Genomic DNA, 26,150 nt, shown 5'->3' with positions numbered 1-26,150 from the left:
CATGGCGGCGGCCCTGGCGCGCTGGCTGGAAACCGAGGCCGCGACGCGCGACCGCTCCGATCATACGATCCGGGCCTATCGTGCCGACCTGCTGGCCTTCCTGGCCTTCCTGGGTGGCCATCAGGGCGCGCCCGCCACGCCGAAATCGCTGGCCGCGCTGCGACAGACCGACATGCGGGCCTTTGCCGCCGCCGAACGGGCGCGGGGACTGGGCCCACGGTCGCTTGCGCGGCGGCAATCGGCGGTGCGCAGTTTTCTGCGCTGGATCTCGGATCGCGAGGGGTTCGACCTGTCGCCCGCGCTGTCCAGCCGCAGCCCGAAATACGCCCGGTCGCTGCCCCGGCCGCTGTCGCCGGCCGAGGCGCGGGACGCGCTGGAAGTCGTGGCCGACGGGCATGGCAGCCCCTGGGTCGCGGCCCGCGACGTGGCGGTGATGACGTTGCTCTGGGGTTGCGGATTGCGGATTTCCGAGGCGCTGGCGCTGCACGGGCGCGACTGGCCCTTTCGCGAGGCGCTGACCATCACCGGCAAGGGAGGCCGGCAGCGGCAGGTGCCGATCCTGCCGGCCGCGCGCGCGGCGGTCGGAACCTATCTGGCGCAATGCCCGTGGCGGCTGGCGCCCGATCAGGCCCTGTTCCGGGGCGTGCGCGGCGGGCGCCTGGGACAGGACCAGATCGCCGGGGCGTTGCGACGGGCGCGGGCGTCGCTGGGCCTGCCGCCCAGTGCCACGCCACATGCCCTGCGCCATTCATTCGCCACACATCTGTTGGCCGCCGGCGGCGATCTGCGCACGATCCAGGAATTGCTGGGCCATGCCAGCCTGTCCACCACGCAGGTCTATACCGGCGTGGACGACGCGCACCTGATGGCGGTCTATCGCGCGGCGCATCCGCGCCGCTAGCGGCCGCGGCATCGCCGCTTCCGGTGGAACCGTCAGGCGGCTTGAACCGCCGCGCGCCGCTGGCCATGTCCTGGCCTGCACCTTCCGGCGCGACGCCACGGGGCCGTCGCGCCTCGCAGGGGGTTGAAGGCAGGGGAAAGATCGCGCCTTGTCGCGGCGAACCGGCGCGCGGGCAGGCGCGTTATGGCACAACGATCAGAAGGATGCGACGATGACGACTCATGCGATCTTCAACCGGCCGATGGATGCCGAGGTGCCGCACGGCCTGGATCAGGCGATCTTCGGGATGGGCTGCTATTGGGGGGCCGAACGGCTGTTCTGGCAACAGGACGGTGTCTGGCTGACCGAGGCAGGCTTTGCCGGCGGCTCGACCGAGAACCCGACCTATGAGCAGGTCTGCAAGGGCGATACCGGCCACGCCGAGGTGGTGCGCGTGGTCTTTGACAGTTCGCTGATCAGCTACGATCATCTGCTGCAATTGTTCTGGGAAAACCACGATCCGACGCAGGGCGACCGGCAGGGAAACGATGTTGGCCCGCAATATCGCAGCCTGATCATGGTCTTCAATTCCAGCCAGCGACACGCCGCCGAGGCCTCGAAGATCGATTACGGCAACCGGCTGGCGGTCGAGGGCTTTGGCAAGATCACCACGCAGATCATCGACAAGGGCGCGTTCTGGCCGGCCCCCGAGGCGCATCAGCAATATCTGGAAAAGAATCCCGACGGTTATTGCGGGTTGAAGGGGACAGGGGTAGAGGCGTCCCTGCCCAACCCGGACCCGATCTGATGCCCACCTTCACCGCCCTGACCCATCTTGCCGGCCGCGAACCCGCCGAGGCGCTGGCCGAGGCCTGCGAGGATCTGACCCCCGAACCCGTCGGCGCCGGCGTGTTCGAGATCGAGGACGGATCGGATCGCTGGGAGGTCGGGCTCTATTTCCTCGAAGCCCCGGACGAGGTGGCCCTGGCGCTGCTGGCCGCCGCATGGCGGGCCGAGCCTTTCGTGATCTCGGAACTGCCCGAGGTCGATTGGGTGGCCCATGTGCGGCGCGAACTGACACCGGTCGAGGCGGGTCGCTTCTTCGTCCATGGTGCCCATGATGCCGACAAGGTGCCCCAGGGCGTCGAGGCCCTGTGCATCGAGGCCGCGATGGCCTTTGGCACCGGCCACCACGGCACCACCAAGGGCTGTCTGGAGGCGCTGGACCGGCTGGCCGATGACGGCTACCAGGCGCATCGGATTGCCGATATCGGCTGCGGCACGGCGGTTCTGGCGATGGGGGCGGCACGGATCTGGCCGGTCACGGTCGTGGCCGGCGACATCGACCGCGTGGCGGTCGATACCGCGGCGGCCAATGTGATCGCAAACGGGCTGGACGGCCGGGTGGAATGTATCGAGGCCACGGGTTTCGATCATCCGATCCTGGAACAGGCCGCGCCCTTCGATCTGGTATTGGCGAACATCCTCAAACAACCGCTGATCGATCTGTCGCCCGAAATGGCGCGCCATGTGTCGCCCGGCGGCAAGATCATCCTGTCCGGGATCCTCGGCGATCAGGGGCAAGATGTCATCGCGGCCTATGAGGCGGCGGGATTTGCGCTGGACCGGCGCGACGATCTGGGCGAATGGGTCACATTGACGATGACCCGCCGGCCGGCCGGGCCGGCCTGATTGCATCGGCTGCAAGGCCGCGCTAGCCATGCGGGCCAGGGGGATGCGGGCCGATGCCGGAGATCACGAGATGAGCGCGCGGGCCGATATTCCGGCGCCGCACCCGGCCAATCCGCTGGTCGCGGCGGTCTGGATGCTGGGTGCGGTCGCGTCCTTCACCTCGATGGCGGTGGCCGGGCGCGCGGTGTCGCTGTCGCTGGACACGTTCGAGATCATGGCCTGGCGCTCGCTGGTCGGGATCGCGATCGTCGGCGGCCTGATCACGCTGCGCGGCCGCTGGCATGTCGTCAACCTGCGCGATCCGGGGCTGCACCTGGCCCGCAACATCTGTCATTTCACGGCGCAGAACCTGTGGTTCTTCGCGATCTTCTCGATCCCGCTGGCGCAGGTCTTCGCGCTGGAATTCACCGCGCCGCTTTGGGCGCTGGTGCTGTCGCGCTTCTTTCTGGGCGAACGGTGGACGCAGGCGCGGATGATTGCCGCCGCCCTGGGGTTCGCGGGTATCCTGCTGGTGGCGCGGCCGGGCGCGGCGCCCTTGACACCGGGCCTGATCGCGGCGGCGGGCAGCGCGGTGGGTTTCGCGCTGACCTATATCCTCACCAAGCAGCTGACCGCGCGGGTCGGCGTCGCCTGCATCCTGTGGTGGATGACGGTCATGCAGGCCGTCCTGGGCTTTCTCCTTGCCGGGCTGGACGGGGATGTCGCCCTGCCCTCGGGCCAGACGGCCTTGTGGATCGCGCTGATCGGCGGGGCCGGGCTGACGGCGCATTTCTGCATCGCCAACGCCCTGCGGCTGGCGCCCGCGACGCTGGTCATGCCGTTCGATTTCCTGCGCCTGCCGGTGATCGCGCTGGTCGGCATGGTGTTTTACGACGAGCCGATCGGACCTCTGGTCATCCTGGGCGCGACGCTGATCCTGACGGGAAACTATTTCAACATCAGGGCAGAGGCGCGCAGGCGGGCTGCGGTCTAAAGCGGTATGATTCCAGGTCGAAACGTATCCTGCCTTCTTGAAACATTGGCTGCATCCATTGGGTGAAAAGCAGTCGAGCAGAAGCCATTCCCTGCACATCAAGGTCATGTTCCGCTAACCGCCCGATCGGCGGGCGCGTCACGATCGCGATCGGCGGCTGCCGCCCTTGTCGCAAAGGCGCGATCCTGATGCGCATCGCCTTGTTCAGCACGCCGGCAGGCCGGGTTGGGACGACGGGCGCGCAGGGCGAGGATCGGCGGCACGGCTCGCCGGCTTGCGCGACCGATCTCAGCGGCGGACCAGTTTCCGCTCGATATAGTCGCGCAGTTCCTCGACCTCGGCGCGGCTTTCGCGCAGCCCGTCCATCGCGGCCTGCAGTTCCGATTCGGTCCCTGCAAGGCGGCTGGACAGGTCTGCCTCGACCTCTTCCAGGCGCGCGACGGCCTGGTCGCGCTGTTCTTCGGTATCGTGCAATTGCTGGGCCATTCGGTCCAATTCGGACATGTCGGCACGGGTGCGCCGGGTCAGGCGATGGACGATCCAGCTTGCGATCCAGCCCAGCAGGAAGGCGCCGAACAGGATGATGGCGGTGACGGTGATGAATTCGGTTCGGTTCATGCGCTCTGGTTCTGGTCGCTCTGGTTTTCGCTATGGCGCGGGGGTGGTGTCTTGCTGTTCCTGCCCGGTCGCGGATGTCGCGGCATCCTCGGGCCGGGGCGAGGGGCGGGGCGTGTCGGCGCCGGGCGTCTGAACCGGAAGCCTAACGGTTTCGTCGCGATCGTCCAGTGCCGGAACCTGTTCGCTGACCCCGACGGTCGCCGGAACCGCACGGCTTTCGCCCGCCTGCGGCCTTTGCGGTCCCTGAACGGCATCGATCGACGTGGCCGCGCCGCCTTCGGGCGCCATTCCCGAGGAGGTCGCGATGTCCGGCGCGGGCGGTCCCTGCAGCGGCGCGACCGGCTCGCTGGTGACACCCTCGCGCAGGATCGGCACCGGCAGCGGGGTATTGCGGATCGGCATCTCCGACAACAGACGGAACTCGATGCGCCGGTTCTCCTCGCGCCCGGCCTCGGTGTCGTTGCTGGCGATGGGCTGGCTTTCGCCATAGCCGCGTGCGGTCAGGTTGGCGGTGTCGATCCCGGCCTCGGCCATCGCCGCCACCAGCGCCTGCGCACGGGCACGCGACAGATCGGCGTTGAACCCTTGCGATCCCTGCGCATCGGTATGCCCGCCGGCCTCGATCTGGAAATCCGCGCATTCGGTCATCGCCTCGGCCAGCCGCGCCAGCGTCGGCTGCGGATCGCCCGCGATGGTGGACTTGCCCGGCTCGAATCCGATCTCGGATTCGGACATGATCAGGTTCAGCCGCCGCACACATTCCTGACCATCGGGCAGGTCCAGCGCCGGGTCCAGCCGGCGGTCATAGCGGATCGACAGGGCATAGCGCGCGCCGGCCCCGATCCGGTTCGACAGGGCGGCCGCGGCATTTTCGGCGGCATTCGGATCGCCCGAGGTGCCGGCCATCCGCAGCATGTCGGGAGTGACCTGAACGGTCCCGCTTTCCAGAACGGCCATCGCCTCCAGCGCGCCGATCACGCGCACCGTCCAGCCATCCGGCACCGCCGCATCGCTGCGCAGGCTGCTGTCCACCTCGGAAAAGCGGGCGCGGGCAAAGCTGTCCACCGCCTCGCGCATCGGCACGTCGGCGATCCGGCCGCGCATCGACAGCGCCCGGTCGCCGCTCAGCGCGGCGATGAATTCCGCCGGCCCGGCATCCTGCCCGGATTCACGCTCTAGTTCGGCATGAAGCGAAAAGACGCGCGGCAGGGCCTGTTCCAGCCGACCGGCCGCTTCGTCAAAGCGCACCTGCGTCACCGCCTCGGGCGCGGTCAGAGCCACGTCGGCGTCCGAAATCGTGACCGTTCCCTGCCCCAGCCGCGCCACCGCCGCGATGGCCTGCTCGGCGGCCTCGTCCCAATCCGGGCTTGGTGCGCCAAGGCCCAGGGTGCAGCCCGGCTTGCCCTGCAACCCCGCGCTCAGCGCCGCCTCAAGGATCCGCTGTCGCCCGTCTTCGGTTGCGGCCGAGCAGGCCTCGAACCTGGGGCCGTCGCCGTCGATGACGAATCGCATCGTGAACGGCGCGATGACCGGACGCGGCGCGGTGATCTGGCTGGTCAGCCTGACGCCCTTGGGCACGGCGCGTTTCAGCGCGGTTTCCAGCCGGCCCTTTTCGGCGCGGCTGTCGGTGATCGCGGCCACCGTCACCGCGCCCGGTTGGATCGAGATCTTGGCGCTGCCGGCCATCTGGGCAGCCTGGATGCCGTAATCCAGCGCCGCCTGCCAGCCCTCGGGCAGCTTGTAATCGGCGGTCTCCAGCAGGTCGGTCACTTTCGGCGCCGAGGTTTCGCTGCGCAGCGACCGCAGCAGCGCGTTGCGGTCGGTCGAGGCCGGAACCAGCCCGATCAGCGAAATGCCCTGCGGGTTGCGCAGCAATTCGACCTTGAAATCGGGCGGGTCCAGCGCCTCGGCGGCGGCGACGGTCATCTGATCCAGGATGCGACTGGAATCGACTGCCGTGGCGGCCTGCGTCATGGCGCGGAAACGGTCCACCTCGCTTGGCGCGGTGCCTGTCAGCCGCACCTGCAACCCGTCAGTCTCGACCCCGGCCCAGTCATATCCTGCGCTGCGCAGCGCGACCTGGACATCCTGCAACGACCGATCTTCGATGAAAGCCGCCGTGGATCGCGCGCCCCACCAGCTCAGCCCGCCCGCCAGAGCGAGGACGAGGATCGTGGCCAAAGTCGGGGAAATCCTGCGGCGCAAGGGTGCCATGCGATGGGCCTTCGGCTGTTGCGGGTCGCATCCCTCTAGCGTCGGCCCGCCGGGCGTGCAATCAGCTCAGCCCGGCAAGGGCGAGAAACAGCGCAAGGATCAGCCCGGCATCGCGGTTCGACCGGAACAGGCGAAGACAGCTATCACCATGATCCGGCTTGAAATTCTTCAGCTGCCAGGCCAGATGCGCGGCAAAGCCGGCCAGACCGATAGCGGCGATCAAGAGATTGCGATGGCTCAGCAGGATGGCCAGCCCCAGCAGGGCGACCGCCAGCATCGCGATGCGCGCCAGATAGCGGGGGCTGTTTCTGCCGAACAGGCGCGCGGTGGATTTGACCCCGATCAGGGCGTCATCCTCGACATCCTGATGGGCATAGATCGTATCGTAGAAGATGGTCCAAGCGATGCCGCCCAGCCAGGCCACGACAGGGGCCAGATCGACCTGGCCCGCATGGGCCGCATAGGCCAGCATCACCCCCCAGTTGAAGGCAAGACCCAGGAAGATCTGCGGCCACCAGGTAAAGCGTTTCGCGAATGGATAGATCGCCACCAGCGCCAGCGAGATGACGCCCATCCAGATCGCCGCCGGGCCCAGTGTCAGCAGGATCGCCAGCCCGACCAGCCCCTGTGCCAGCAGCCACAGATAGGCGCCGCGCAGGCTGATGGCGCCCGAGGGAAGGGGCCGCGACCGGGTGCGGGCGACCTGCGCGTCGATGTCCCGGTCGGTGATGTCGTTCCAGGTGCAGCCCGCGCCACGCATGACGAAGGCGCCGATGGCGCAGGCGATCACGATCCAAAGATCGAAGAGCCGCGGCGCATCATACATCATCGCCAGCCCGACGCCCCACCAGCAGGGCAGCAGCAGCAGCCACGTCCCGATGGGCCGGTCGGCCCGGCTGAGGCGCAGCCAGGGCCGCCAGCGCTCGGGCGCGTATCGGTCCACCCAGTTGCCCTTCGGCGCGTCGATGACGGCATCTGGCCTTTCGGTCCGGCTTTGCATAGCGTCTGGCCCATCATGGCAAGGATCAGATTGTTCATAGATCACCCGCTGGCGCCCGGGCAAGCCGTGCCGCTGGCGCCCGCGCAGGCGCATTACCTGTCGGGGGTCATGCGACTGGGCGCGGGCGCGGAAATCGCGGTCTTCAACGGCCGCGATGGCGAATTCGCGGCCCGCATCGCGCAGGCGGGCAAGCGCGGCGGAACGCTGGATGTCGGCCAACAGACCGCCCCGCAGCGCGATCCGCCCGATCTGTGGCTGTTGTTTGCGCCGATCAAGAAGGCACGCACCGATTTCATCGTAGAAAAGGCCGCCGAACTGGGCGTTGCCCGCATCCTGCCCGTGCAGACCGACTTCACCAATTCCGAACGCATCCGGCAGGACCGTCTGCAAGCCCACGCCATCGAAGCGGCCGAACAATGCGGGGGTACCTTCGTGCCGCCGGTCGCGGATCTTCAGCCCCTTGCGCGGCTTCTGGACGGATGGGATGGCGCGCGCCGTATCCTGTGGGCGGACGAGGCAATGGCGGGCCCGGCCGAGACGCTGGCCGGTCTGCCGCAGGGGTCGTGGGCCATCCTGATCGGTCCCGAGGGCGGGTTTTCCGAAGCCGAGCGATCGCGTCTGGCGGCATCGCCCTTTGTCGACCGAATCAGCCTGGGCCCCCGGATCCTGCGCGCGGATACCGCTGCCGTTGCGGCAATCGCGCTGTGGCAGGCCGCCCTGGGGGACTGGCGCGCAGACAGGCAGAAAAAGAACCCGGCATAGCGACATTCCGTGACCGTTTTGCGACCATCGGGACCGCCCAAGCCGCTTTAATCCCTGCGTTTCTTGCATATCGGCCTTGCGGGACGCATGGCTGGTATTCCGCCTTTGCGCGACCTATCTACCCGGCATCCGAAACACTGCCCTGTGAGAGGGCAAACTGGAAATGCAGGTGATATGATGTCGGCCATAGAAACGAACCGCAGCCTTGCTGTCGGAGGTGTTGGCAACGTCGTCGCACGCATCGCCGCGCTGGTCTCGGGGTGGAACGACACCCGCATGACCCGGCGCGAGCTGAGCCGCCTGTCGGATCGCGAGCTGGACGATATCGGTCTGTGCCGCGGCGACATCGAGCGGATTGCGCGCGGCTTCTAAGGCTTCAACGCAGACAAGACGAACGAACCCCCATGCAATCGCGCGGGGGTTTTTTCTTTGCCCGCGTCACCGCCTGGATCGAGGCGACGCTCATCCGAATCCTTCGGCGGATTCCCGATGCAACCCTGTTCCGACTCCGTTTCTTCGCCAGCCCGGAATACATGCAGCGCAACGCAGCCGATTCACGAACAGGATCATCCTGTTCTAGCGCTCGGCCACCAATCTGCGGCCGGACGGGCGCAGAGGCCGCGATGGGGCGACGGGGCCCTGCGGCTGCGGCTCTGGCTGGGTCGCGATGTCGGCCATCGGAGCGGTGGTGAACGGCCGCGATGCGGCGCTGGTGGTGGTGGCAGAGGCCACGGCGGCAGGGCTGATCCCGCCGCCCTGCCAGGCCAGTTTCTGCAATGCATCGGCACCGCGCCGGGCCGATCCGGCCAGCGAGATCAGCGACAGACACGCCCCCGCCAGCAGAATCAGCACCGACAGACCGACCAGACCCATGAAGACCGACAGCGGCGGAATGCCTTCGGACTGACGGATCTGCACGAAGACCGCCCCCGACAGCGCAATCAGGCCGATCACGAAGACCAGACCGACCAGCCGCTGCACCCATGTCATCAGATCCGCCCGCATCGCCTGCCCCCTTCTTGCTTTGCTTCCGACCTGCCACCGCTTGCCGCCCGTTTCAAGCAAGGCGGGCGGCGAATGAGGTCATATTGTCGTGCGCCGCGGCGCCGATCGGAAGGCGGATGGCGGCCGGCCCACCGCGAACCCTGCAGGGTTTCGGACGACGGCGAAAGCCGGGCCAGACGCGCCGGCGGCAATTCAGGGGGTCTGGCGGCTGACCAGTGCTTCGACCGCCTCGGCGGTGCGGCGGGTGTTGTTGTGGATGCCCAGCCCCAGATAGATGATCCCGCCCACGACGATCAGATAGATCGCGCCGCCGAACAGAACCGCGAGGCCGCGCAGGAAGCCGCCCTGATCGCTGAACATCACCACAAGGCCGCTGACCACCACCGCGATCGCGCCCAGCGTGATGAATATGTTGACGATCCATTCCATCGACCGGATGAAGAAATCGCGCATCTGCAAATACTCCGGGGCTGACAATCCGATCAGCGTGACACGCGATGCGCGATCACGCAATCGTCAGTAGGAGTATTCGGCATAGATGCGTGACAGATCGCCCTGCCATTCGCCGTGATGTTTCGCCAGCAATTCGTCCGCCGGAACGCGGCCGGTCTCGACGCTTTCCCTCAGCGCGTTCAGGAAATGCGTCTCGTCGGGGATCAGCCCGCCGGCGCCCTGCCGCGCGCGGTTCTTCAGGCCCTGTTCGGCGATGGCCAGCACTTCGCGCGCCAGATCGTGCAGGCGGATGCCGCCGGCTTCGCCCTGCAACGCTTCGCGTCCGGCCGCCCGGCGCAGCCCTTCGCGCGTCTCGTGGTCCCAGCCCTTGACCAGATCCCAGGCCGCGTCCAGCGCCTGCTGGTCATAGGTCAGCCCGACCCACAGCGCCGGCAGCGCGCATAGCCTGCGCCACGGCCCGCCATCGGCGCCGCGCATCTCGATGAATTTCTTGACCCGCGCCTCGGGAAAAACCGTCGTCAGGTGGTCGGCCCAATCCGACAGCGTGGGAATCTCGCCCGGAAGGGCCGGCAATTCGCCCTTCAGGAAATCGCGGAAGGACTGGCCCAGAGCATCGAGATAACGACCGTCGCGATAGACGAAATACATCGGCACATCGAGGACGTAATCCACCCATGCCTCGTATCCGAAGCCGTCCTGGAACACGAAGGGCAGCATCCCGGTGCGCGCCTCGTCAAGGTTCTGCCAGATATGGGCGCGCCAGCTTTTCATCCCGTTGGGCTTGCCGTCCAGAAACGGAGAATTGGCGAACAGCGCCGTCGCCACCGGTTGCAGCGACAACGCGACCCGCAGCTTCTGGACCATATCGGCCTCGCTGGCGAAATCCAGGTTCACCTGCACGGTGCAGGTGCGATACATCATCTGCGTGCCCAGCGTGCCGACCCGGCCCATGTAGTCGGTCATCAGCCGGTAGCGCCCCTTGGGCATCATCGGCATCTGCTCCTGCGACCAGATCGGCGCGGCGCCAAGACCGATGAAGCCCGCGCCCATATCATCGGCCACGGATTTCACCTCGGCCAGATGGCCGTTCACCTCGTCGCAGGTCTGGTGGATGTTCTCGACCGGAGCGCCGGACAATTCCAGCTGTCCGCCCGGTTCCAGGCTGACATTGGCGCCGTCGCGTTCCAGCCCGATGATCTTGCCCTGCTCTAGGACCGGCGACCAGCCGAAGCGTTCCTGCAGGCCGGTCAGCATCGCCTTGACCGAACAATCGCCCTCATAGGGCAGCGGCAGCTTGTGATCCTTGCAATAGCCGAATTTCTCGTGCTCGGTGCCGATCCGCCAGGCCTCGCGCGGCTTCTCGCCCGAGGCGATATAGGCGGCAAGCTGATCGCGGCTTTCGATCGGGCCACCGCCCTGCTGGGGTATCGACATCGGACGGACCTTTCGCGGATTGCCGGTCGGTCACAGGTGGCAACAGCGGACCGTCAAGTCAACCCGCCGTGATCGGACCTGCGCCAGACCAGCCGCGTCGCGTCGGGCTGTTCGCTGACATGCGCCAGCGCCTGCGAGACGGCGCCCATGTCAAGGCCCGGAAGCGCGGTAAAGCCGTGGGCCAGGACCTCGGCCCCGGCGGCATCGACGGGAATCAGCAGCGCCTCGCCTCCGGCGCTGCGCAGCCGCCAATGCGCCTGCCCGTTCAGCCGCAAAAGGCGGATCTCGACCAGATCGCGCAGCGCGATCTCGCCGCCCGGATCGGTCGCCCCGTAATAGCGGATCGCGCCCTCGATCAGTTCGACCACGCCAGGCGCCTCGATCGGGCGGCGAAAGGGCAGCCTGCGCCGGGCGCCGATGGCCAGCGACGCGCCGACCAGCAGCATCGCAAGCCCGAGCGCGGCGAAGAACCAGCCGCCGCGCAGCGTCAGCCACAGGCCCGCCAGCGCGATGGCGCCGGCGACCAGAACCTCGGACCAGCGCGACAGCCACGCGGCAATCTCGGGGCGGATCAGCGGCCGCATCGGGGCGCGACCTCGGCGGGCTGTTCGAAGATCACGATCCGCATCCGCCCCGCCGGTACAAAGCCGATCGCGGTATAGGTGCGGGCGGCAGCCTCCGACGCCGCGAACAGGAAGGCGCGGCCGGCGCCTGCTGCGCGCGCCTCGGCCAGGTGCAGGGCCAGCGCGCGGCGGGCAAGACGCTGACCGCGCAGCGTCGGGGGAACATAAACGCCGCCGACCTGCACGATCTCGGGCAGCCGCGCGTTGAAACCGGTCAGCGCGACCGGCTGGCCGTCGCGGGTGGCCAGCCGCAGCGAATCCCTGGCCAGCCACAGCGGCAGTTCGGCCACGGCATTGTCGCGCGCCTGCGCAGGGTCGTCACCCATGATTTCGATCCGGTAGGCCGCGCGCCAGTCGATCAGAAGCGGCAGTTCCGCCTTGCGCGGCGCGCGAATCGAAAGTCTGGCCGCGTCGGGCATCCGCAGATCGTTCAGCGCCAGGGCGAAACACGGTTCGATCCGGTCGAGGCGCGTCGGATGACGGTCGAGGCGCAGCGCCGCAAGGATGCGGGCAATCTGCGCGGCCTCGCCGTTGAGACCGGTGATGGAAAGATTTTTCAGCACCGCGGGCAGCGCGTCCCAGTCCTGCGAATCGGCATCGCGCATCTGCGGAAAGCAGACGCCGGCATTCGACAGGCCGAGGAAGGCGGTCCAGCCTGCATTGCGCCACAGATGCAGGGCGCGCGGATGATCGCCACCGATGCCGCGCTCCAGCAGGTTGGCAGGCAGGAAGATCGGACCTTCCGCGCGGTCGGCCAGCGCATCCAGCGCCTGCGCGATCTGCGATTGCGCGACCGCGATCACGGGCGGACGAAGCGGCTGGATATCGGCAGGCCGAAGGTCACCACCGCTTCAGCGCATCCTCGTCGCTGTCTTTCGCCGCGACCCATGCGCCGGCGCCGTCCGGGCCGATCTCGCGCTTCCAGAAGGGGGCGCGGGATTTCAGCCAGTCCATCAGATAATCCGCGGCCTCGAAGGCGGCACGACGGTGGCGGGCGGCGGTGGCGACCATCATGATCGGCTCGCCCAGGTTCAGGCGTCCATGGCGGTGGATGATCTTCCAGTCGGCAAGGCCGAAGCGGGCGGCGGCCCTGGCGCCGTATTCGGCCAGCACACGCTCGGTCATGCCGGGATAATATTCCAGCTCCAACGCCAGCATCCGGCCGGTATCGTCGCGCACGATGCCGGTAAAGGTGACGACGGCGCCGGCGCCGCGACCGAAATTCTCCATCTCGGCGGCAAGATCGAAGGGACCGGCCTGGACACGCGCCGACACGGGTCAGCCCCCGGTCATGGGCGGGAAAAAGGCCACCTCGCGGGCATCGTCCAGCGGCGCATCAAGATCGGCCAGTTCCTGATCGATCGCGCAACGCACGGCGCCCATGTCGGCAAAGGCCGACGCGTGCCATTCGTCGCGGTCGGCCAGTTCGGCGACCAGATCGCGCAGGGTCGCGGCCCGGGTCTCGATTCGCTCGCGAGGCTGGCCGATCCGTTCGCGCAGCCATGCGAAATAAAGGACATCAAGCATCATGCGCGGGATCCTTCAGATAGGGCAGCGCCTTGACGAAATAATCCCAACCTGTCCAACCGGTCAGCACCGCCGCGATCCAGATCAGCACCAGCCCGACCTGATTGGCAAGATCGGACCAGCTGTCGGACCAGGGCAGCCTGCCCTCGCCCACCAGCGGCGGCTCGCCGTGTTCGACAAAGGCAAGCCCCGTGCCCAGGAACAGGACCGCGATGGCGACCATCTGGAAGGTCGTCTTCCACTTGGCCAGCTTGGTAACCTTCAGCAGCTTCGCCTGCGCGCCCAGGAATTCGCGCAGGCCCGACACCAGGACCTCGCGGAACAGGATCACCGTGGCGGGCAGGATCAGCCAGGGATTCATGCCGGAATAACCGGTGATGACGATGATGGCGATGACCACCATCGCCTTGTCGGCAATCGGATCCATGGCCGCGCCGAACCGGCTTTCCTGTTTCCAGGCGCGGGCCAGATAGCCGTCGAACCAGTCGGTCACGGCCGCGACCAGAAAGATCGCCAGCGCCGCCCAATCGGCCCAGGGCCGATGAAAATAGAGAAACATCAGCGGCACGGCGGGCGCCGCGGCAAGCCGCAGAAGGGTGAGGATATTCGGGATTGTCCAGCGCATGGCGGCAAGCTAGTGCCTGCGCGCACGGTTGGAAAGAGGCGCTGGTGTCACACGGGACCGATCTGCCGCCCCGGCCACGCGACCGGCGCGCAGTCGGGGCGTGAGGCGGCCTGCCGTCTGGTCAGTTTCCATCGCGGCCCGGCATGCGGCCCTGCGGGATCACGATGCCTCGAGACTGGCCGGATAGAGATCGAAATCACGCCCGGCAATGGTCAGGTGCATCGCCTTGATCCGGTTCTCGCCGAAACGGTGCAGGCGGCGGCCGCGGACCGAGACGGGATCGCCCGGCAACGCCTGCGCCGGGGTCAGCCCCGCCGCCATGTTGCGGGCGCGGCGGCCCAGTTCGATGGTCCAGTTCATGCCGTCATGGGCGCGGACCTGCAGCGTCGCATCGCTGCCCGAGATATTGTTGTCGATGACGATCGCCTCCAGCACGATCGCCTCCTTGTCGAAGTCGGACCAGCGGTCGCTGGCAAGAATGTCGTCGGGCGCGAAGACGGGTTTGCGATCCGCTGAAATGCCGAAAGACGGTACGCGGGGCATGGCAGCCTCCTTCATCAAAAGGGGTGAGCAGATCGCAACCATAGCGCGAAGAGCCGAGTCTCGCGCGGTAGGAAAACACCGCAAAAACTGACCGGGCGGATAGGTGCCGAAGGCAGGGCTTGAACTTGTCTCGATGGCCCATCAGTGTCGGAAAGGATCGACAAAATCGCGCCCTGGCGAACCATGACAGGCGGAAGCGCCGGCGGCTGAAATTGTTCCCCGTGGAAAGACCGGTCCACAAAGCGATGGTAGGCAAATTCCGACCGGGCCGGGCACGAGAACACAGCAGAAGGACCAGCGCATGCCGCCTGATGGCACCCAAGACCAGCTTGCGCAGATCGGATCGCTGTGGATCGACGGGCCGCTGTCATGGCTGGAAATCGCCTCGATCCGCAGCTTTGTCGAACTGGGTCACGATTTCGTTCTCTATACCTACGGCCATGTGCCGAACCTGCCCGATGGCGCGGTGCTGCGCGATGCCCGCGAGATCTGGCCCAATGACGACATCATCGTCCATGCCAAGGCGAAAAGCCCCGCGATCCATGCCGATGTCTTCCGCGCCGTCATGGTGCGCGACACGCCGCGCGTCTGGGTCGATACCGATGTCATCGCAATGCAGCCCTTCCGCGCCGGGATGACCTGGTTTCTCGGCCATGAACGCGACGACAAGCTGCTGCTGGGCAATGCCGTCATGGGATTTCCGCCCGAATCGCGGACCAAGGATCTGCTGGCCGAATTCCTCACCTCCGATTATCCGATTCCGCCCTGGCTGCCCGGCCACCGTCGCGGACGGATGCAGGCTGAACGCGATCGCGGCGGCGACATGGATCTGGGCACCCTGCCCTGGGGCACGACCGGTCCCCGGGCGCTGACGCACTTTGCGCAGGAAACCGGCGAGATCATCTATGCCCAGCCCAGCGATGTGTTTTTCCCGATCAGCTTCCAGAAACGCAAGCTGCTGATCGAGAACGTCAATCACGCCCGAGCCCGCGAACTGATCGAGGACGGCGGCGCGCTGGCCGTCCACCTTTATTCGCGCTGGATGCGCAAGCATACCCGCAAGGCGCGCGGCGGGGTGCCACCGCGCAAATCCTGGATCGGTCATTATCTGGAACGGAAAGGTTTTGTCGACTACGACGCGATCGAGGCCGAGGCCACGAGGACCGTCGCGCGCAAGAGGGCGGGACCGCTTGAAAAGCTGGACCGGATCGACGAAACGACGTTTTTCGCCGACCTCGCGCGGCGCCAGGAAAACCTGCCGATCCCCGCCAATACCTCGCGCCACGGAAATGTGGTGCTGACCACGATGGCCAAGGACGAAGGCCCCTATCTGCTGGAATGGGTCGCCTATCATCACCTGCTGGGCTTTACCGACATCCTTTTTCTGACCAATGATTGCAGCGATGGCACCGACGAGATGCTGGACGCGCTGGCCGGGCTGGGGCTGCTGTCACGGCTGGATAACGGCGCCTGGCGCGACAAGCCGCCGCAACCGCGCGGGATCGCGCGAATCGGCAACCACCCGCTATTCGCCCGTGCCGACTGGCACCTGCTGATCGACCTCGACGAATTCTTGCAGATCAGGACGGGCGATGGTTCGGTCGATTCGCTGATCGACGTGATCAAGACCAACGGCGCGACGGCGATGCCGGTGACGTGGCGCTTTTTCGGATCGAACGGGCAGGCCCGCTATCGGGACGATTTCGTGACCACGCGCTTTACCGCCGCCGCCGACGACGATTTTGCCAAGGGCTACGGCGTCAAGACCCTTTATACCCATCAGCCATGGATGAAGCTGGCCATTCACCGCCCGCATCTGAAGCCGAAATACCTCAAGACCGACGAAAAGCAGCTGCGCTGGGTGAATGGCTCGGGCGAGGTGCTGAACGGGCGCAGGATCGCATGGAAGCAGAAGATGGACGAGGCCGGCTATGATCTGGCGCAGTTGAACCACTACGGCGTGAAATCGGGCGAGGAATTCCTGATGCGCCGGCTGCGCGGCGACATCCTGAACAATCACGGCAAATATGACGACGCCTATTTCCGCACCTATGATCAGAACAGCCTGCGCGACGAGGGCGCGGCCGAAATGGCGGGCCGGGTGCGGGCGCTGTGCGCGGCGCTGATGGAACAGCCCGCCGTGCGCGCGGCCCAGGATCTGATCACGGTCCGCCATGCCGAAAGGCTGGCCCGACTGCGCGCGTCCGAAGGCTATGCCCGGCAGATCGAGGCCCTGGGTTTCCGGCTGTAGCCTGGCTCAGCCCAGCACCTCGCTCAGCGCACGGATGAAGATGCGGGCGCCCGGTTCGATCAGGTCATCGGGGAAATCGTAATCGGGATTGTGCAGGCTGGCGACATCGCGGCCCGCGCCCAGCAGGAACATGGCGGCGCGGGAACAGCCGCCGAAACGGCCGAAATCCTCGGAGGCGCGCATCGGCAGGCCATTCGAGCCGACAACGAACCCTTCGGCGGCAAGCGCGCGCGACAGGATCGCGGTCGCCTCGGGGTCGTTTTGGCAATGGTGGAACACGTCGTGCCAGGTGATCGCATGGGCCAGTCCCGCGGTGGCGGCCGCCTGTCCAACGGTGCGTTCGGCTGCCGCGACCAGCCGGGCCATCCCCTCATCCCTCTGCGTGCGCAGCGTCGCCCGCAATTCCGCCTCGCCGGGCGCGATGCCGAATGCCGGCTCGCCCAGCCGGGCATGGGTGATCGTGACCAGCGAGAAGGCGGGATCGGATTGCTGGCCGCCCGACCCGAGCGCCGTCAGCGCGGGGACCAGCGCGGCCAGCGCCATGGCCGGCGAGACGCCGTGTTCGGGCTGCGAGGCATGGGCGGTGCGGCCGGTCAGCGCGATCTTCATGCCGCGCGAGGCGCAGTTCATCGGCCCCTCGGCCAGCAGCGCGTGACCCTGCGGCACGCCGGGCATGTTGTGCAGCGACAGCGCATAATCCGGCACGAGGCCGGCGAATTGCGGATCCGCGATCACCTTCGCCGCGCCCGATCCATCCTCTTCGGCGGGCTGGAACAGCAGGATGGCACGCCCGCGCGGCGGCCTGTTCCGCCCCAGCCAGCGCGCGACGGCGGCCAGGATCGCCATATGCCCGTCATGCCCGCAAAGATGCCCCTTGCCCGCCGATTGCGAGCACCAGTCGTGCGCCCCCTGTTCCTGGATCGGCAGCCCGTCAAGCTCGCAGCGCAGCATGACCGTGCAGCCCCTGGACAAACCCTCGAAGATCGCGGCGACGCCGAACCCGCCCAGCCCGGTCGCGATCCGGTCCGCCCCGGCATGGCGCATCGCCGCCGCCACCCGCGCGGCGGTCTGCCGTTCATCGCCGGACAGTTCCGGGCGGCGATGCAGATCGCGCCGCCATGCGATCAGTTCCGCGATGTCGCTGTCGGTCAGGACGCGATCGCCCTCGGATCGGGTCATGGCGCTGTCTCCTGAGGCTGCCGTGCCGGCGGGATTGAACAGAACCCGCTTGCGGCAGGCAACCCGGCAGTCAGTATCTGATCCTGGCCAGCCTGCGCAATTCGTCCGCGCTTGTGGTCGGATAGCCGAAGAATTCCAGATAGGCGGGGATCTGTTCGAACAGCATGTCGGTGCCGATCTGGGTCAGGCAGCCCCGCGCCCGGGCGGCGGCCAGAAAGGCGGTTTCCTCGCGTTTCATGACCACCTCGCCCACAAAGGTCCGGGGCGACAGACGCTCGACCGGCATCGGCATCGGATCGCCTTCGGCCATGCCCATCGGCGTGGCGTTCACGACGATGTCGAAACCCGCCGGATCGTTCCGGCCGGTCTCGACCCGCAGGGCGGGACAGGCTTCTTGCAGCTTCGCGGCAAGGCGGTCGGCTGAGGCGGCATTGATGTCGAACAGCGCCAGACGCGCCGCACCCGCGCCCGCCAGCGAGGCGGCGATGGCCGAGCCCACGCCGCCCGTGCCCACGACCAGGACCGAGGCCCCCGCGACCGCACGACCCTTGCGCAGCACGCCGCGCACAAAGCCTTCGCCATCGAACATGTCGCCGATCAGGGCGCCCGCCTCGTCGCGGCGCACGGCGTTGCAGGCGCCGCAGATGCGCACGGCGGTGCTGACCTGATCCAGCAGGTCCACGACCGCGACCTTGTGCGGCATGGTGATCAGCGCGCCCACGAAGTTGCGCAGGCGCGCAAGCAGCGGCATGAAGGCCGGAAAGTCCGCCGTTTCGCATCCCATCGGCACGACCACGGTGTCGATGCCCCTGGCCTCGAACCAGGGGTTGTAGATCATCGGCGCCTTGAAGCTTTCCGTCGGCACGCCAAGATGGGCGATCAATTTGGTATGGCCAGAGATCATCGGTTCCTGTCCTTCAGGATCGGTTCAAGATCGGGTCGTGCCGGGAACACATTGCCGAAAGGCGGGGCGGGGCCGTCGGGGTTTGGCAGGGGGCCGGCGGGGTTGGGGCTGCGCCGGCGGGGGCGAGGCCGGTGGGGCAGCCCCGATCACGCACGCGGCATGTCCTTGGCACGCAACAGCCGCTTCAGCGCGGCGATGCGGAAGGGCGCGTTCGCGGCGCCATAGCCGTCATACCCGCCGCGCCGCTCGACGATCTCGAAGAACAGCCCCCCGGTCAGCGGGCGCCCGTAGAACTGATAGAACTCGGCCTCGCCCTCGGCCTCGTAGAGGATGTTCCAGCGGCGCAGGCGGGCGATGCGGTCGTCGTCCAGCCCATAGCGCGCCTGAAGATCGTCGTAGTAATTTTCCGGGATCTCCAGCGGCTGGAACCCCGCGCCCGCCATCGCCCGGGCGCTGGCAAGGATGTCGCGGCTGGCCAGCGCGATATGCTGCACGGCCGATCCCATGCTGTCGGCCAGAAAACCGCCGGCCAGCGTGCGGTGCGATTGGGCGCCGTTCAGGGTGATCCGCGTGGCGCCATCGCGGGATGCGATGGCCTGGCTGCGCACCAGCCCGTCGGGATCGGCCACGTCGATCATCGGCCGGCGGTCCATGTCGAAGATGGCGGTGTAGAACAGCGTCCAGCTGAGCATGTCCTCGTAATTCATCGTCTCGGCCAGATGATCGACGCGGATCAGGCCGAAATCGGTCGCGCTGTCGCCGGTGGCCTGGAATTCGATCCGCCAGACATCATCGAGGCCGCTTTTCGCGTCGATGAAATGCAGCACCGATCCGCCGACGCCGCGAATCGCCGGGATGTCCAGTTCGCCGGGGCCGGGCGGCTGATGGAACAGTCTGGCGTCCAGCGCCGCGGCGCGGACGACGGTGGCCTGCGCATCCTCGACCCGCAGCCCGATATCGCAGACGCCAGTGCCGTGGTTCAGGAAAAAACTGTGCGCAAAGCCGGTTTCCTCGGTATTCACGACGATGCGGATGCCGCCCTGCCGCCAGACGGTGACGCGCTTGTTGCGATGCACGCCTTCGCGGTGAAAGCCCATCCGCGTCAGCGCCGCTTCCAGCGCCGGGGCCTCTGCCGCGTCCGAGGCAAATTCGATGAACTCGACGCCCTCGACGCCGAGGTTTTCCGGGATCGGCGGCAGATCGACATGCAGCGCCGGTTCGGCGCGGCGGACCTGATCCATCAGCCAGATCAGCGAACGATGGCCGTCGCGCGCGATGCCTTCGGGGCTGCCGCCGCGGAACTGGTCATTGAAGATTTCCAGCGACAGCGGCCCGCCATAGCCGGTCGCCGTCACGGCACGCATGAAATCCACCACCGGCAGATCGCCCTCGCCCGGCATGGTGCGGAAATGGCGCGACCAATACAGCAGGTCCATGTCGATCATCGGCGCATCGGCAAGCTGGACGAAAAAGATCCGGTCGCCCGGAATGCGGCGGATCGTGTCCGGGTCGATCCTGCGGCCCAGCGTGTGAAAGCTGTCCAGGATCAGGCCCAGTGCCGGATGATCGGCCCGGCGCACGATTTCCCAGGCGTCGCGGTGGTCGTTGACGTGACGGCCCCAGGCCAGCGCCTCGTAGCCGATCCGCAGGCCCCGCCGGGTGGCGATCTCGGCCAGTTCGGCCAGATCATCGGCGGCGCGGTCGATCCCGCCCATCGCCTGCGGATGGACCGAGGAACAGATCAGCATCAGCTCGGCGCCCAGTTCCGCCATCAGGTCGAACTTGTGCCGGGCACGATCGAAGGCGCGGGCGCGCAGCGTGGCGGGAAGCCCCTCGAAGTCGCGGAAAGGCTGATACAGCATCACCTCCAGCCCGTGATCGCGGATCATCCGGCCGACCTCGCGCGGGTTGGCCGCATCCTGCAGGAAATCCTGTTCGAAAATCTCCAGCCCGTCGAAGCCGGCCGCCGCGATGGCGGCCAGCTTTTCGCGCAGGTTGCCCGCGATCGAAACCGTCGCAATGCCCGTTTTCATTCCCAGCCTCCCTACGCGCCCGAGCCGGGGGCGTCCTGGTCGTGTTCGATCCTTTCCAGACCGATCTTGCGGCGAAACCTGCGCCAGACCGGGGTCTGGCTGACGAAGATCATCACCACCATCGCCGCCAGAACCAGCGACAGCGGGCTGGTCGCGATGCCCCTGAACAGGCCCGCGACGCTGCCCTGTTCGGAAATGATCGCCCGGCGCCAGTTCTCGTCCAGCAGCCGCGACAGGATCACGCCCAGGATCACGGGGCCAAGCTGGTAGCCATAGGATTTCATGAAATAGCCCAGCACCCCGAAGGCCAGCATCCAGTAGACATCGGTGATCGCGTTGTTGACCGCATAGGCACCGACGATGGACAAAAGCAGGATCAGCGGCAGCAGCACGGTGCGCGGCATTTCCACGATCCTGGTAAAGATGCGGATGCCGGTCAGCCCGAAGATCAGCATGAAGATGTTGGCCAGCACCAGCGCGCCGGTGATGAACCAGAACATCTGCGGCTGATCGATCATCAGCATCGGGCCGGGATTGAGGCCGTGGATATACAGCGCCCCGATCATGATCGCGGTCACCGCATCGCCCGGAATGCCCAGCGTCAGCATCGGGATGAAGGCACCGCCGACGGCCGCGTTGTTGGCGGTCTCGGGGGCGACCAGACCCTCGCGCGCGCCTTGGCCGAAGGGCACTTCGGGGTTCTTGGTCACGCGCTTGGCGTGGTCATAGGCCATCAGCGCCGCGATGTCTCCGCCGGTGCCGGGCAAGGCGCCGATGATCACGCCGATGGACGAGGTTTGCAGCGACAGCGGCAGGTATTTCAGGATCGAGGACCAGGTCGGCACGATGCGGCTGATGGTCTGCTTCACCGCGGTCTTGTCGACATGGTGCAACTGCGCCAGCGCCTCGCTGACGCCGAACATGCCGATCATCACGGCGATGAAGCTGATCCCGCCCCAAAGCTGGGTGAACCCGAAGGTAAAGCGTTCCTCGGCTGTCAGCGGATCCATGCCCACGGTGCCGATCAGCAACCCCAGGGCGCCGGCAAAGATGCCCTTGACCAGGCTTTCGCCCGACAGTGATCCGACCAGCAGGATGCCCAGGATCGCCAGCAGCATGAAGTCCCGAGGCTGGAACGTCAGCGCGAAATCGCTGACCGCGGGTGCCGCGACGGCCAGCACGATGATGCCGATCAGCCCGCCGACGAAAGACATCACTGTGGAAATCCCGATCGCCTCGCCCGCCAATCCCTTCTGCGCCAGCGGATAGCCATCCAGCGCCGTGGCGATGGCCGAGGGCGCGCCGGGGATGTTCAGCAGAATCGCGGTGCGCGATCCGCCATAGACCCCGCCCATGAAGATGCCGACCATCAGGCACAGCGCCGGATAGACGTCCCAGGTGAAGGTAAAGCCGATCAGGATCGACACCGCCATGGTGACCGACAGGCCGGGGATGGCGCCGACATAGACACCCGCGAAGGTGCCCGCCGCGACCAGGAACAGCAGTTTCGGATCCAGCCAGGGGGTCAGGAAATAGCCAAGGGCCTCCATTATCGGGCCCCTCCGAACAATTGGCCGAAGGCGGCCAGCATCTCGGCCTCGGGGACGATCCCCGACGGCATCAGAACGGTAAAGATCAGCCGGAACACGATATAGACCAGCAACAGCGCAAAGGCCGACACGCCCAGCGCGAAGATAAGCCCGCCCCGGCGCAGATACAGGATCGAGAGCGTCAGAAACAGCAAAGAGGTCGGCAGAAAGCCCAGCGGGACCAGCAGCAGGGCATATCCCGCGATGAACAGCATCATCACGATGACCGCGGGCGGCAGGATGTCCTTCAGAAAGCCCGTCTGGTCGCGCTGCGTGTGGCGCCAGCCATCCAGCAGGACCAGGCCCGAACTGACGACCATGGCCAGCGCGACCGCCATCGGCAGCGCACCGGGCGAGCTGAGCGATTCGAATCCCGCGATGGCATAGGCCGACCACAGCAGGACCAGACTGACGATGAACAGAACCGCGTTGAAGGCGATCTCGCCCGCGCTGCGGTGGCGCTTGTCGTGCATGACCGATCCTCCCGAAGGTCATTGCAGGGACTTTCCCGGCCGCGTGGGCCGGGAAAGATCGCATCGCGAGCCGCAGATCAGGGCCGCGGGATGCCGAATTCCTCGGGCGACTTCTTGGCCAGCCCGGCATCGGCAATCAGCCAGGTGGTAAGCGACTGCCATTTCGACAGGAACTGGGTTGCCGCATCGCCCGACAGGCTTTCGATGACATAGCCGCGATCGCCCATCAGCTTCACGAAATCCTCGCTTTCGGCGCCCTTGGCATAGGCATCGACGAGCTTGGCGACCACGTCCTTGGGGGTGCCGTTCTTGACGAAGACTCCGAAGAACGGCCCCCAGGGCAGGTAATCGGCATATTCGGGATTGGTCTCGCCCAGGGCCGGAACCTCGGGCAGGGCTTCGGCGGGCTTGGTATCGATCAGCGAGATGGCCTTCATCCGGCCGCCCCTGATACCCTCGATGGCCGCGCCCAGCACGGCCGGCATGACGTCCACCGCGCCGCCCTGCAGCGCGGTCAGCGCCGGGCCGTCGCCGTCATAGGGAACCTCGGTCACAGGCAGCTCGGTCTTGGACCGCAGCAGCGCGGTGACCACGGACGGCACGCCGCCCGGACCGGTCGAGCCGAACTTGACCTGGTTCGGGTTGGCCTGGATATACTCGACCATCTCGGCGAAGGTGTCGAAGGGCGCGTCGTTGTTGGCGACCAGGATCGGCACGCCGCGGGCCAGGATGTTGATCGGCGTGAATTCCGAATAATCGATGTCGCCGAGGCCCATCACCTTGTAGAGCAACGGATTTTCCGCGCCCATCAGCAGGGTATATCCATCGGCCTTCTGGGCATAGACGTATTTCGTGGCGATCGCGCCGACGCCGCCGGTCATGTTCTTCATGACCACCTTGCCGCCCAGAACCTTCTCGGCCTGAGGCGTGACGGTGCGCATGACGGTATCGGTCGAGCCGCCCGCACCCCATTGAATGATTCCCTGGATTTCCTTGGCGGGATAGTCCTGCGCCAGAACCGCGGTGCCGGTCAGTCCGGTGGTCAGCGCCAGCACGGCGGTGAATTTGATCAGGGTCTTGGTCATGATGTCCTCCCTTGCTCCGGGCTTTTCCCGGATCTCCATGGTCCGACCATGCCAAGGTCCGACCTTTACGGCAAATACCAATTCATGCGGATCGTGAACATGATGTTAATGGTTGCGCCTCATCGCGCCCTCTTCTGTTCCCATGGGCGCGATTCGGTGGCGCGTTCCAGTTCGCGTCGCAACTGCCGGATCGCATATTCGGCAAAGCCGGACAGAACCCGGCCGGCCTTGGTGACGACATAGATGGTGATGGGCGCCTCCTCGATCAGCCTCAGCCGCACGACGCCCGGCATATACAGTTCCGCGACCGAGAATTCGTCGATGATGGCAACGCCAAGGCCGTGGCGGACAAGGCTGACGACGGTCTGCGCAAAGCGTCCCCGCATCGAATAGCGCACCGGCAGACCGGCATCGCGCAGCGGCCTGGTGCAGACCGATCCATAGGGGTCGTTCGGCTCGACCCCGATCATCGGGAACCGGACAAGATCGTGGACCGAGACCTGATCGCGGCCGGCCAGTTCGTGACCCTCGGGCACGATCGCCGCCAGCCGGCCCTGGGCCGCGATCTCGTTGGTGATGCCCGCATTCTCGATCGCGGTGCTCATCATCACGAATTCACCGCGATCCAGCATCAGATAATCGATGGTTTCCTCGATCTTCAGGATGTTCAGGTCGATGAACAGATCGGGAAAGCGCTGCCTGACCCGCCTGACGGCGCGGGCGGCGATGAATTGCGCGACCGATGGGGCCGAGGCGAAGGACAGATCCACCGCCTCGCCCCGCTGCAACGAGGCCACGGCGCGGTTGAGGTTCTCGACCCCGCGAAAGACCCGGCCGATCTGGTCGAAGATCGCGCCTGCCTCGGCCGCCGGGACATAGACCCCGCCGCGCCGCTCGAACAGGCGCAGACCCAGCGTTTCCTCGGTATGCTTGACGAGCCTGCTGATGCCGGGCGCCGAGACGTTCAGCATCCTGGCGGCACCGGTGATCGTGCCGGTCAGCATGACGGCGCGGACAACCTCGATCTGGCGCAGTGTCAGTTGATGCATGGGCCAATCATCCGATGATCTGTGCTCGGGCGAACAGAAGGTCAGAACTCGCGCAGAATGTCATGGGGAAAGATGGCGCCTCGCCGTGGGATCGGGCAAGCGCAAGCGGCGGGATGTTGTCGTGGCCTTGCCCGGCACGCGGTAACCGCCGGGTTACAGATCTGCAATCTGCGCGTCAGCCCGGCATCACCCGACGCCCCCATCTCTCAGTCCAGCAACAAGAACGGAAGGAGTGCATCGGATGAAACGACTGAAATCGACCCTCGCGGCGATCCTGATGGTGGCGGCAGGTGCCGCGGCAATCGGGCTGGGAACCGTCATGGCCGTCGCCGCGCTGGTGATCGGACTGGTCATCGCCGTCGCCGCCCGGCTGGCGATCGGGTCCGGCGCTACCGTCCCGGCCTCGGCGGACACCGTCGACGGCGAAGCCGCCGCGACCCCCTGAAACCGGACCGCAAGCTTGCCCGATCCCGCCCCGCCGATCCCCTCGGCGGGGCGTTTGCCTGTCCGGACCGCGGTTCGACTTTCAACATTACGCAGATGTAATCGCGCGGCGATTTGATGGTCAGGCCGGCTTCCCAGCTTGAGTTCATCGAAAGGCATCACGCCAATCGACGAACCGAAAGGAAAGAGAACGATGACACGCAAACTGCTTACCCTTCTGACCGCTGGTGCGGTGTCCGCGACGGCCCTGGCCGGCGGCGCGGCCTTTGCCAAGAATGACGGCGGTGACCAGGCCGAGGTTCAGGCTTTCCTGAGCGCCTCGCAGGACATCACCGCAGCCATCGGCGCCGCCGAGGCGGCCGGCGGCGGCACCGCGGTCGCGGCCGAGTTCGGTCAGAGCAAGGGCACCGCCTTCTACGAAGTCGATACCATCGCCAAGGGCAAGCAGGTCTCGGTCGAGATCGATGCCAGCACCGGCAAGGTCATCCAGACCAAGGATGAGGGCGACGGCGACAAGGCGGAAAAGGAAGACATCACCGATCCCGCGCAGCTTGGCGCACCGCTGGCCCAGCTGGTTGCCATGGCCGAGAAGAGCGGCGGCGGCAAGGTGATGGCGATCAGCGCCGACCACGACAACGCCAAGTCCGGCGTGATCGAGGTGGAACTTGCCAAGTCCGACGGCACCACGCAAGACTTCGCGATGGCGGCCGACGGGACGATGACCAAGGTTGTCGCCAATCAGGACGAGGATCAGGACGGGCAGGACGAAGACGCCGACTGATCCTTCGGTCGGA

The 26,150-nt window shown here is 66.7% G+C and carries 28 protein-coding genes; 9 read left to right on the top strand and 19 right to left on the bottom strand.

The window, feature by feature from the left end; all coding sequences use genetic code 11:
- Position 1 precedes the first annotated feature (1 nt).
- From AC13CR_RS14795 to AC13CR_RS14780, 4 genes are all read left to right on the top strand, one after another.
- Positions 2 to 901 carry a tyrosine recombinase XerC gene (locus AC13CR_RS14795; protein ID WP_292956809.1) on the top strand — a complete coding sequence of 300 codons (900 nt, stop codon included), beginning with the start codon at positions 2 to 4 and terminating at the stop codon, positions 899 to 901.
- Positions 902 to 1,112: 211 nt separating this feature from the next.
- Positions 1,113 to 1,688: a peptide-methionine (S)-S-oxide reductase MsrA gene (gene msrA, locus AC13CR_RS14790; RefSeq protein ID WP_292956730.1), complete on the top strand. Its 576-nt coding sequence runs from the start codon at positions 1,113 to 1,115 to the stop codon at positions 1,686 to 1,688.
- Positions 1,688 to 2,572, top strand: coding sequence for a 50S ribosomal protein L11 methyltransferase (locus AC13CR_RS14785; protein WP_292956727.1), 885 nt, complete (start codon positions 1,688 to 1,690; stop codon positions 2,570 to 2,572). Before msrA ends, AC13CR_RS14785 begins: the two co-directional genes overlap by 1 nt.
- Positions 2,573 to 2,600: 28 nt before the next feature.
- Positions 2,601 to 3,545 (top strand): DMT family transporter, encoded by a 945-nt coding sequence (locus AC13CR_RS14780; protein WP_335661260.1) that lies wholly within the window; start codon positions 2,601 to 2,603, stop codon positions 3,543 to 3,545.
- A gap of 288 nt (positions 3,546 to 3,833) precedes the next feature.
- On the opposite strand, the gene AC13CR_RS14775 is transcribed toward AC13CR_RS14780, so the two are convergent.
- The 3 genes from AC13CR_RS14775 to ubiA all read right to left on the bottom strand — a co-directional run bounded on the left by AC13CR_RS14775 (position 3,834) and on the right by ubiA (position 7,377).
- Positions 3,834 to 4,163: a hypothetical protein gene (locus AC13CR_RS14775; RefSeq protein ID WP_292956724.1), complete on the bottom strand. Its 330-nt coding sequence runs from the start codon at positions 4,161 to 4,163 to the stop codon at positions 3,834 to 3,836.
- 30 nt (positions 4,164 to 4,193) lie between these two features.
- Positions 4,194 to 6,377, bottom strand: a complete 2,184-nt coding sequence (locus AC13CR_RS14770) for an OmpA family protein (RefSeq protein WP_292956721.1) — start codon at positions 6,375 to 6,377, stop codon at positions 4,194 to 4,196.
- A gap of 61 nt (positions 6,378 to 6,438) precedes the next feature.
- Positions 6,439 to 7,377: a 4-hydroxybenzoate octaprenyltransferase gene (ubiA, locus tag AC13CR_RS14765; RefSeq protein ID WP_292956718.1), complete on the bottom strand. Its 939-nt coding sequence runs from the start codon at positions 7,375 to 7,377 to the stop codon at positions 6,439 to 6,441.
- 15 nt (positions 7,378 to 7,392) lie between these two features.
- On the opposite strand from ubiA, the gene AC13CR_RS14760 reads away from it, so the two are divergent.
- The gene (locus AC13CR_RS14760) at positions 7,393 to 8,139 is read left to right on the top strand and encodes a 16S rRNA (uracil(1498)-N(3))-methyltransferase (protein WP_292956715.1); all 747 of its coding nucleotides are present in this window, start codon (positions 7,393 to 7,395) and stop codon (positions 8,137 to 8,139) included.
- Between the two features lie 177 nt (positions 8,140 to 8,316).
- Positions 8,317 to 8,511, top strand: coding sequence for a DUF1127 domain-containing protein (locus tag AC13CR_RS14755; RefSeq protein WP_292956712.1), 195 nt, complete (start codon positions 8,317 to 8,319; stop codon positions 8,509 to 8,511).
- Between the two features lie 204 nt (positions 8,512 to 8,715).
- Here AC13CR_RS14755 and AC13CR_RS14750 read toward each other — a convergent pair whose 3' ends face one another.
- From AC13CR_RS14750 to AC13CR_RS14710, 9 genes are all read right to left on the bottom strand, one after another.
- Positions 8,716 to 9,144 (bottom strand): hypothetical protein, encoded by a 429-nt coding sequence (locus tag AC13CR_RS14750; RefSeq protein WP_292956709.1) that lies wholly within the window; start codon positions 9,142 to 9,144, stop codon positions 8,716 to 8,718.
- A 192-nt stretch (positions 9,145 to 9,336) separates the two neighbouring features.
- Positions 9,337 to 9,657, bottom strand: coding sequence for a hypothetical protein (locus tag AC13CR_RS14745; protein WP_482900863.1), 321 nt, complete (start codon positions 9,655 to 9,657; stop codon positions 9,337 to 9,339).
- A gap of 3 nt (positions 9,658 to 9,660) precedes the next feature.
- Positions 9,661 to 11,031: a glutamate--cysteine ligase gene (locus AC13CR_RS14740; protein ID WP_292956704.1), complete on the bottom strand. Its 1,371-nt coding sequence runs from the start codon at positions 11,029 to 11,031 to the stop codon at positions 9,661 to 9,663.
- 53 nt (positions 11,032 to 11,084) lie between these two features.
- On the bottom strand, positions 11,085 to 11,615 hold the full coding sequence (locus AC13CR_RS14735; RefSeq protein ID WP_482900862.1) for a hypothetical protein: 531 nt from the start codon (positions 11,613 to 11,615) through the stop codon (positions 11,085 to 11,087).
- On the bottom strand, positions 11,603 to 12,457 hold the full coding sequence (locus AC13CR_RS14730) for a GNAT family N-acetyltransferase (protein WP_335661266.1): 855 nt from the start codon (positions 12,455 to 12,457) through the stop codon (positions 11,603 to 11,605). Before AC13CR_RS14730 ends, AC13CR_RS14735 begins: the two co-directional genes overlap by 13 nt.
- A 37-nt stretch (positions 12,458 to 12,494) precedes the next feature.
- Positions 12,495 to 12,929, bottom strand: coding sequence for a molybdenum cofactor biosynthesis protein MoaE (locus AC13CR_RS14725; protein ID WP_292956695.1), 435 nt, complete (start codon positions 12,927 to 12,929; stop codon positions 12,495 to 12,497).
- A gap of 3 nt (positions 12,930 to 12,932) precedes the next feature.
- Positions 12,933 to 13,181: a molybdopterin converting factor subunit 1 gene (moaD, locus tag AC13CR_RS14720; protein WP_292956804.1), complete on the bottom strand. Its 249-nt coding sequence runs from the start codon at positions 13,179 to 13,181 to the stop codon at positions 12,933 to 12,935.
- Positions 13,174 to 13,806 (bottom strand): CDP-diacylglycerol--glycerol-3-phosphate 3-phosphatidyltransferase, encoded by a 633-nt coding sequence (pgsA, locus tag AC13CR_RS14715; protein ID WP_292956692.1) that lies wholly within the window; start codon positions 13,804 to 13,806, stop codon positions 13,174 to 13,176. Before pgsA ends, moaD begins: the two co-directional genes overlap by 8 nt.
- A gap of 159 nt (positions 13,807 to 13,965) precedes the next feature.
- Positions 13,966 to 14,349, bottom strand: coding sequence for a hypothetical protein (locus AC13CR_RS14710; protein WP_292956689.1), 384 nt, complete (start codon positions 14,347 to 14,349; stop codon positions 13,966 to 13,968).
- Between the two features lie 301 nt (positions 14,350 to 14,650).
- Between AC13CR_RS14710 and AC13CR_RS14705 the strand changes: the two genes are divergently transcribed.
- Positions 14,651 to 16,600, top strand: coding sequence for a glycosyltransferase family 2 protein (locus AC13CR_RS14705; RefSeq protein WP_446237380.1), 1,950 nt, complete (start codon positions 14,651 to 14,653; stop codon positions 16,598 to 16,600).
- Positions 16,601 to 16,606: 6 nt separating this feature from the next.
- Here the strand turns inward: AC13CR_RS14705 and AC13CR_RS14700 are convergent, their stop codons facing one another.
- From AC13CR_RS14700 to AC13CR_RS14670, 7 genes are all read right to left on the bottom strand, one after another.
- Positions 16,607 to 17,779, bottom strand: coding sequence for an amidohydrolase (locus AC13CR_RS14700; protein ID WP_292956683.1), 1,173 nt, complete (start codon positions 17,777 to 17,779; stop codon positions 16,607 to 16,609).
- A 70-nt stretch (positions 17,780 to 17,849) separates the two neighbouring features.
- Positions 17,850 to 18,683: a shikimate dehydrogenase family protein gene (locus tag AC13CR_RS14695; protein ID WP_446233763.1), complete on the bottom strand. Its 834-nt coding sequence runs from the start codon at positions 18,681 to 18,683 to the stop codon at positions 17,850 to 17,852.
- A 146-nt stretch (positions 18,684 to 18,829) separates the two neighbouring features.
- On the bottom strand, positions 18,830 to 20,716 hold the full coding sequence (locus AC13CR_RS14690; protein WP_292956678.1) for a bifunctional sugar phosphate isomerase/epimerase/4-hydroxyphenylpyruvate dioxygenase family protein: 1,887 nt from the start codon (positions 20,714 to 20,716) through the stop codon (positions 18,830 to 18,832).
- Between the two features lie 11 nt (positions 20,717 to 20,727).
- Positions 20,728 to 22,266 (bottom strand): tripartite tricarboxylate transporter permease, encoded by a 1,539-nt coding sequence (locus AC13CR_RS14685; RefSeq protein WP_292956675.1) that lies wholly within the window; start codon positions 22,264 to 22,266, stop codon positions 20,728 to 20,730.
- On the bottom strand, positions 22,266 to 22,778 hold the full coding sequence (locus AC13CR_RS14680) for a tripartite tricarboxylate transporter TctB family protein (protein WP_292956672.1): 513 nt from the start codon (positions 22,776 to 22,778) through the stop codon (positions 22,266 to 22,268). The genes AC13CR_RS14685 and AC13CR_RS14680 overlap by 1 nt, the downstream gene beginning before the upstream one ends.
- A 77-nt stretch (positions 22,779 to 22,855) precedes the next feature.
- A complete protein-coding gene (locus tag AC13CR_RS14675) occupies positions 22,856 to 23,863 on the bottom strand; it encodes a Bug family tripartite tricarboxylate transporter substrate binding protein (RefSeq protein WP_446232607.1) in 1,008 nt (335 codons plus the stop codon).
- Between the two features lie 119 nt (positions 23,864 to 23,982).
- Positions 23,983 to 24,912 (bottom strand): LysR substrate-binding domain-containing protein, encoded by a 930-nt coding sequence (locus tag AC13CR_RS14670; RefSeq protein WP_292956663.1) that lies wholly within the window; start codon positions 24,910 to 24,912, stop codon positions 23,983 to 23,985.
- A gap of 241 nt (positions 24,913 to 25,153) precedes the next feature.
- Here AC13CR_RS14670 and AC13CR_RS14665 point away from each other — a divergent pair, with 241 nt between their 5' ends.
- Together AC13CR_RS14665 and AC13CR_RS14660 are read left to right on the top strand one after the other, a co-directional pair.
- Positions 25,154 to 25,357, top strand: coding sequence for a hypothetical protein (locus tag AC13CR_RS14665; RefSeq protein ID WP_292956660.1), 204 nt, complete (start codon positions 25,154 to 25,156; stop codon positions 25,355 to 25,357).
- A gap of 192 nt (positions 25,358 to 25,549) precedes the next feature.
- Complete coding sequence (locus AC13CR_RS14660) at positions 25,550 to 26,137, top strand: PepSY domain-containing protein (protein WP_292956657.1); 588 nt, start codon at positions 25,550 to 25,552, stop codon at positions 26,135 to 26,137.
- The last annotated feature ends 13 nt before the right edge of the window (positions 26,138 to 26,150 follow it).

It is taken from the genome of Paracoccus sp. L-17, from assembly GCF_056857655.1.
Note: the sequence above shows the minus strand (reverse complement) of the source record. Positions and strands in the feature narration are given on the sequence as shown.

Bases quoted from the DNA above. Each gene is read 5' to 3' on its own strand.
- AC13CR_RS14795 (WP_292956809.1), top strand. From the start codon at position 2: ATGGCGGCGGCCCTGGCGCGCTGGCTGGAAACCGAGGCCGCGACGCGC.
- msrA (WP_292956730.1), top strand. From the start codon at position 1,113: ATGACGACTCATGCGATCTTCAACCGGCCGATGGATGCCGAGGTGCCG.
- AC13CR_RS14785 (WP_292956727.1), top strand. From the start codon at position 1,688: ATGCCCACCTTCACCGCCCTGACCCATCTTGCCGGCCGCGAACCCGCC.
- AC13CR_RS14780 (WP_335661260.1), top strand. From the start codon at position 2,601: ATGCGGGCCAGGGGGATGCGGGCCGATGCCGGAGATCACGAGATGAGC.
- AC13CR_RS14775 (WP_292956724.1), bottom strand. From the start codon at position 4,163: ATGAACCGAACCGAATTCATCACCGTCACCGCCATCATCCTGTTCGGC.
- AC13CR_RS14770 (WP_292956721.1), bottom strand. From the start codon at position 6,377: ATGGCACCCTTGCGCCGCAGGATTTCCCCGACTTTGGCCACGATCCTC.
- ubiA (WP_292956718.1), bottom strand. From the start codon at position 7,377: ATGCAAAGCCGGACCGAAAGGCCAGATGCCGTCATCGACGCGCCGAAG.
- AC13CR_RS14760 (WP_292956715.1), top strand. From the start codon at position 7,393: ATGGCAAGGATCAGATTGTTCATAGATCACCCGCTGGCGCCCGGGCAA.
- AC13CR_RS14755 (WP_292956712.1), top strand. From the start codon at position 8,317: ATGTCGGCCATAGAAACGAACCGCAGCCTTGCTGTCGGAGGTGTTGGC.
- AC13CR_RS14750 (WP_292956709.1), bottom strand. From the start codon at position 9,144: ATGCGGGCGGATCTGATGACATGGGTGCAGCGGCTGGTCGGTCTGGTC.
- AC13CR_RS14740 (WP_292956704.1), bottom strand. From the start codon at position 11,031: ATGTCGATACCCCAGCAGGGCGGTGGCCCGATCGAAAGCCGCGATCAG.
- AC13CR_RS14735 (WP_482900862.1), bottom strand. From the start codon at position 11,615: ATGCGGCCGCTGATCCGCCCCGAGATTGCCGCGTGGCTGTCGCGCTGG.
- moaD (WP_292956804.1), bottom strand. From the start codon at position 13,181: ATGCTTGATGTCCTTTATTTCGCATGGCTGCGCGAACGGATCGGCCAG.
- pgsA (WP_292956692.1), bottom strand. From the start codon at position 13,806: ATGCGCTGGACAATCCCGAATATCCTCACCCTTCTGCGGCTTGCCGCG.
- AC13CR_RS14710 (WP_292956689.1), bottom strand. From the start codon at position 14,349: ATGCCCCGCGTACCGTCTTTCGGCATTTCAGCGGATCGCAAACCCGTC.
- AC13CR_RS14705 (WP_446237380.1), top strand. From the start codon at position 14,651: ATGCCGCCTGATGGCACCCAAGACCAGCTTGCGCAGATCGGATCGCTG.
- AC13CR_RS14700 (WP_292956683.1), bottom strand. From the start codon at position 17,779: ATGACCCGATCCGAGGGCGATCGCGTCCTGACCGACAGCGACATCGCG.
- AC13CR_RS14695 (WP_446233763.1), bottom strand. From the start codon at position 18,683: ATGATCTCTGGCCATACCAAATTGATCGCCCATCTTGGCGTGCCGACG.
- AC13CR_RS14690 (WP_292956678.1), bottom strand. From the start codon at position 20,716: ATGAAAACGGGCATTGCGACGGTTTCGATCGCGGGCAACCTGCGCGAA.
- AC13CR_RS14685 (WP_292956675.1), bottom strand. From the start codon at position 22,266: ATGGAGGCCCTTGGCTATTTCCTGACCCCCTGGCTGGATCCGAAACTG.
- AC13CR_RS14680 (WP_292956672.1), bottom strand. From the start codon at position 22,778: ATGCACGACAAGCGCCACCGCAGCGCGGGCGAGATCGCCTTCAACGCG.
- AC13CR_RS14675 (WP_446232607.1), bottom strand. From the start codon at position 23,863: ATGACCAAGACCCTGATCAAATTCACCGCCGTGCTGGCGCTGACCACC.
- AC13CR_RS14670 (WP_292956663.1), bottom strand. From the start codon at position 24,912: ATGCATCAACTGACACTGCGCCAGATCGAGGTTGTCCGCGCCGTCATG.
- AC13CR_RS14665 (WP_292956660.1), top strand. From the start codon at position 25,154: ATGAAACGACTGAAATCGACCCTCGCGGCGATCCTGATGGTGGCGGCA.
- AC13CR_RS14660 (WP_292956657.1), top strand. From the start codon at position 25,550: ATGACACGCAAACTGCTTACCCTTCTGACCGCTGGTGCGGTGTCCGCG.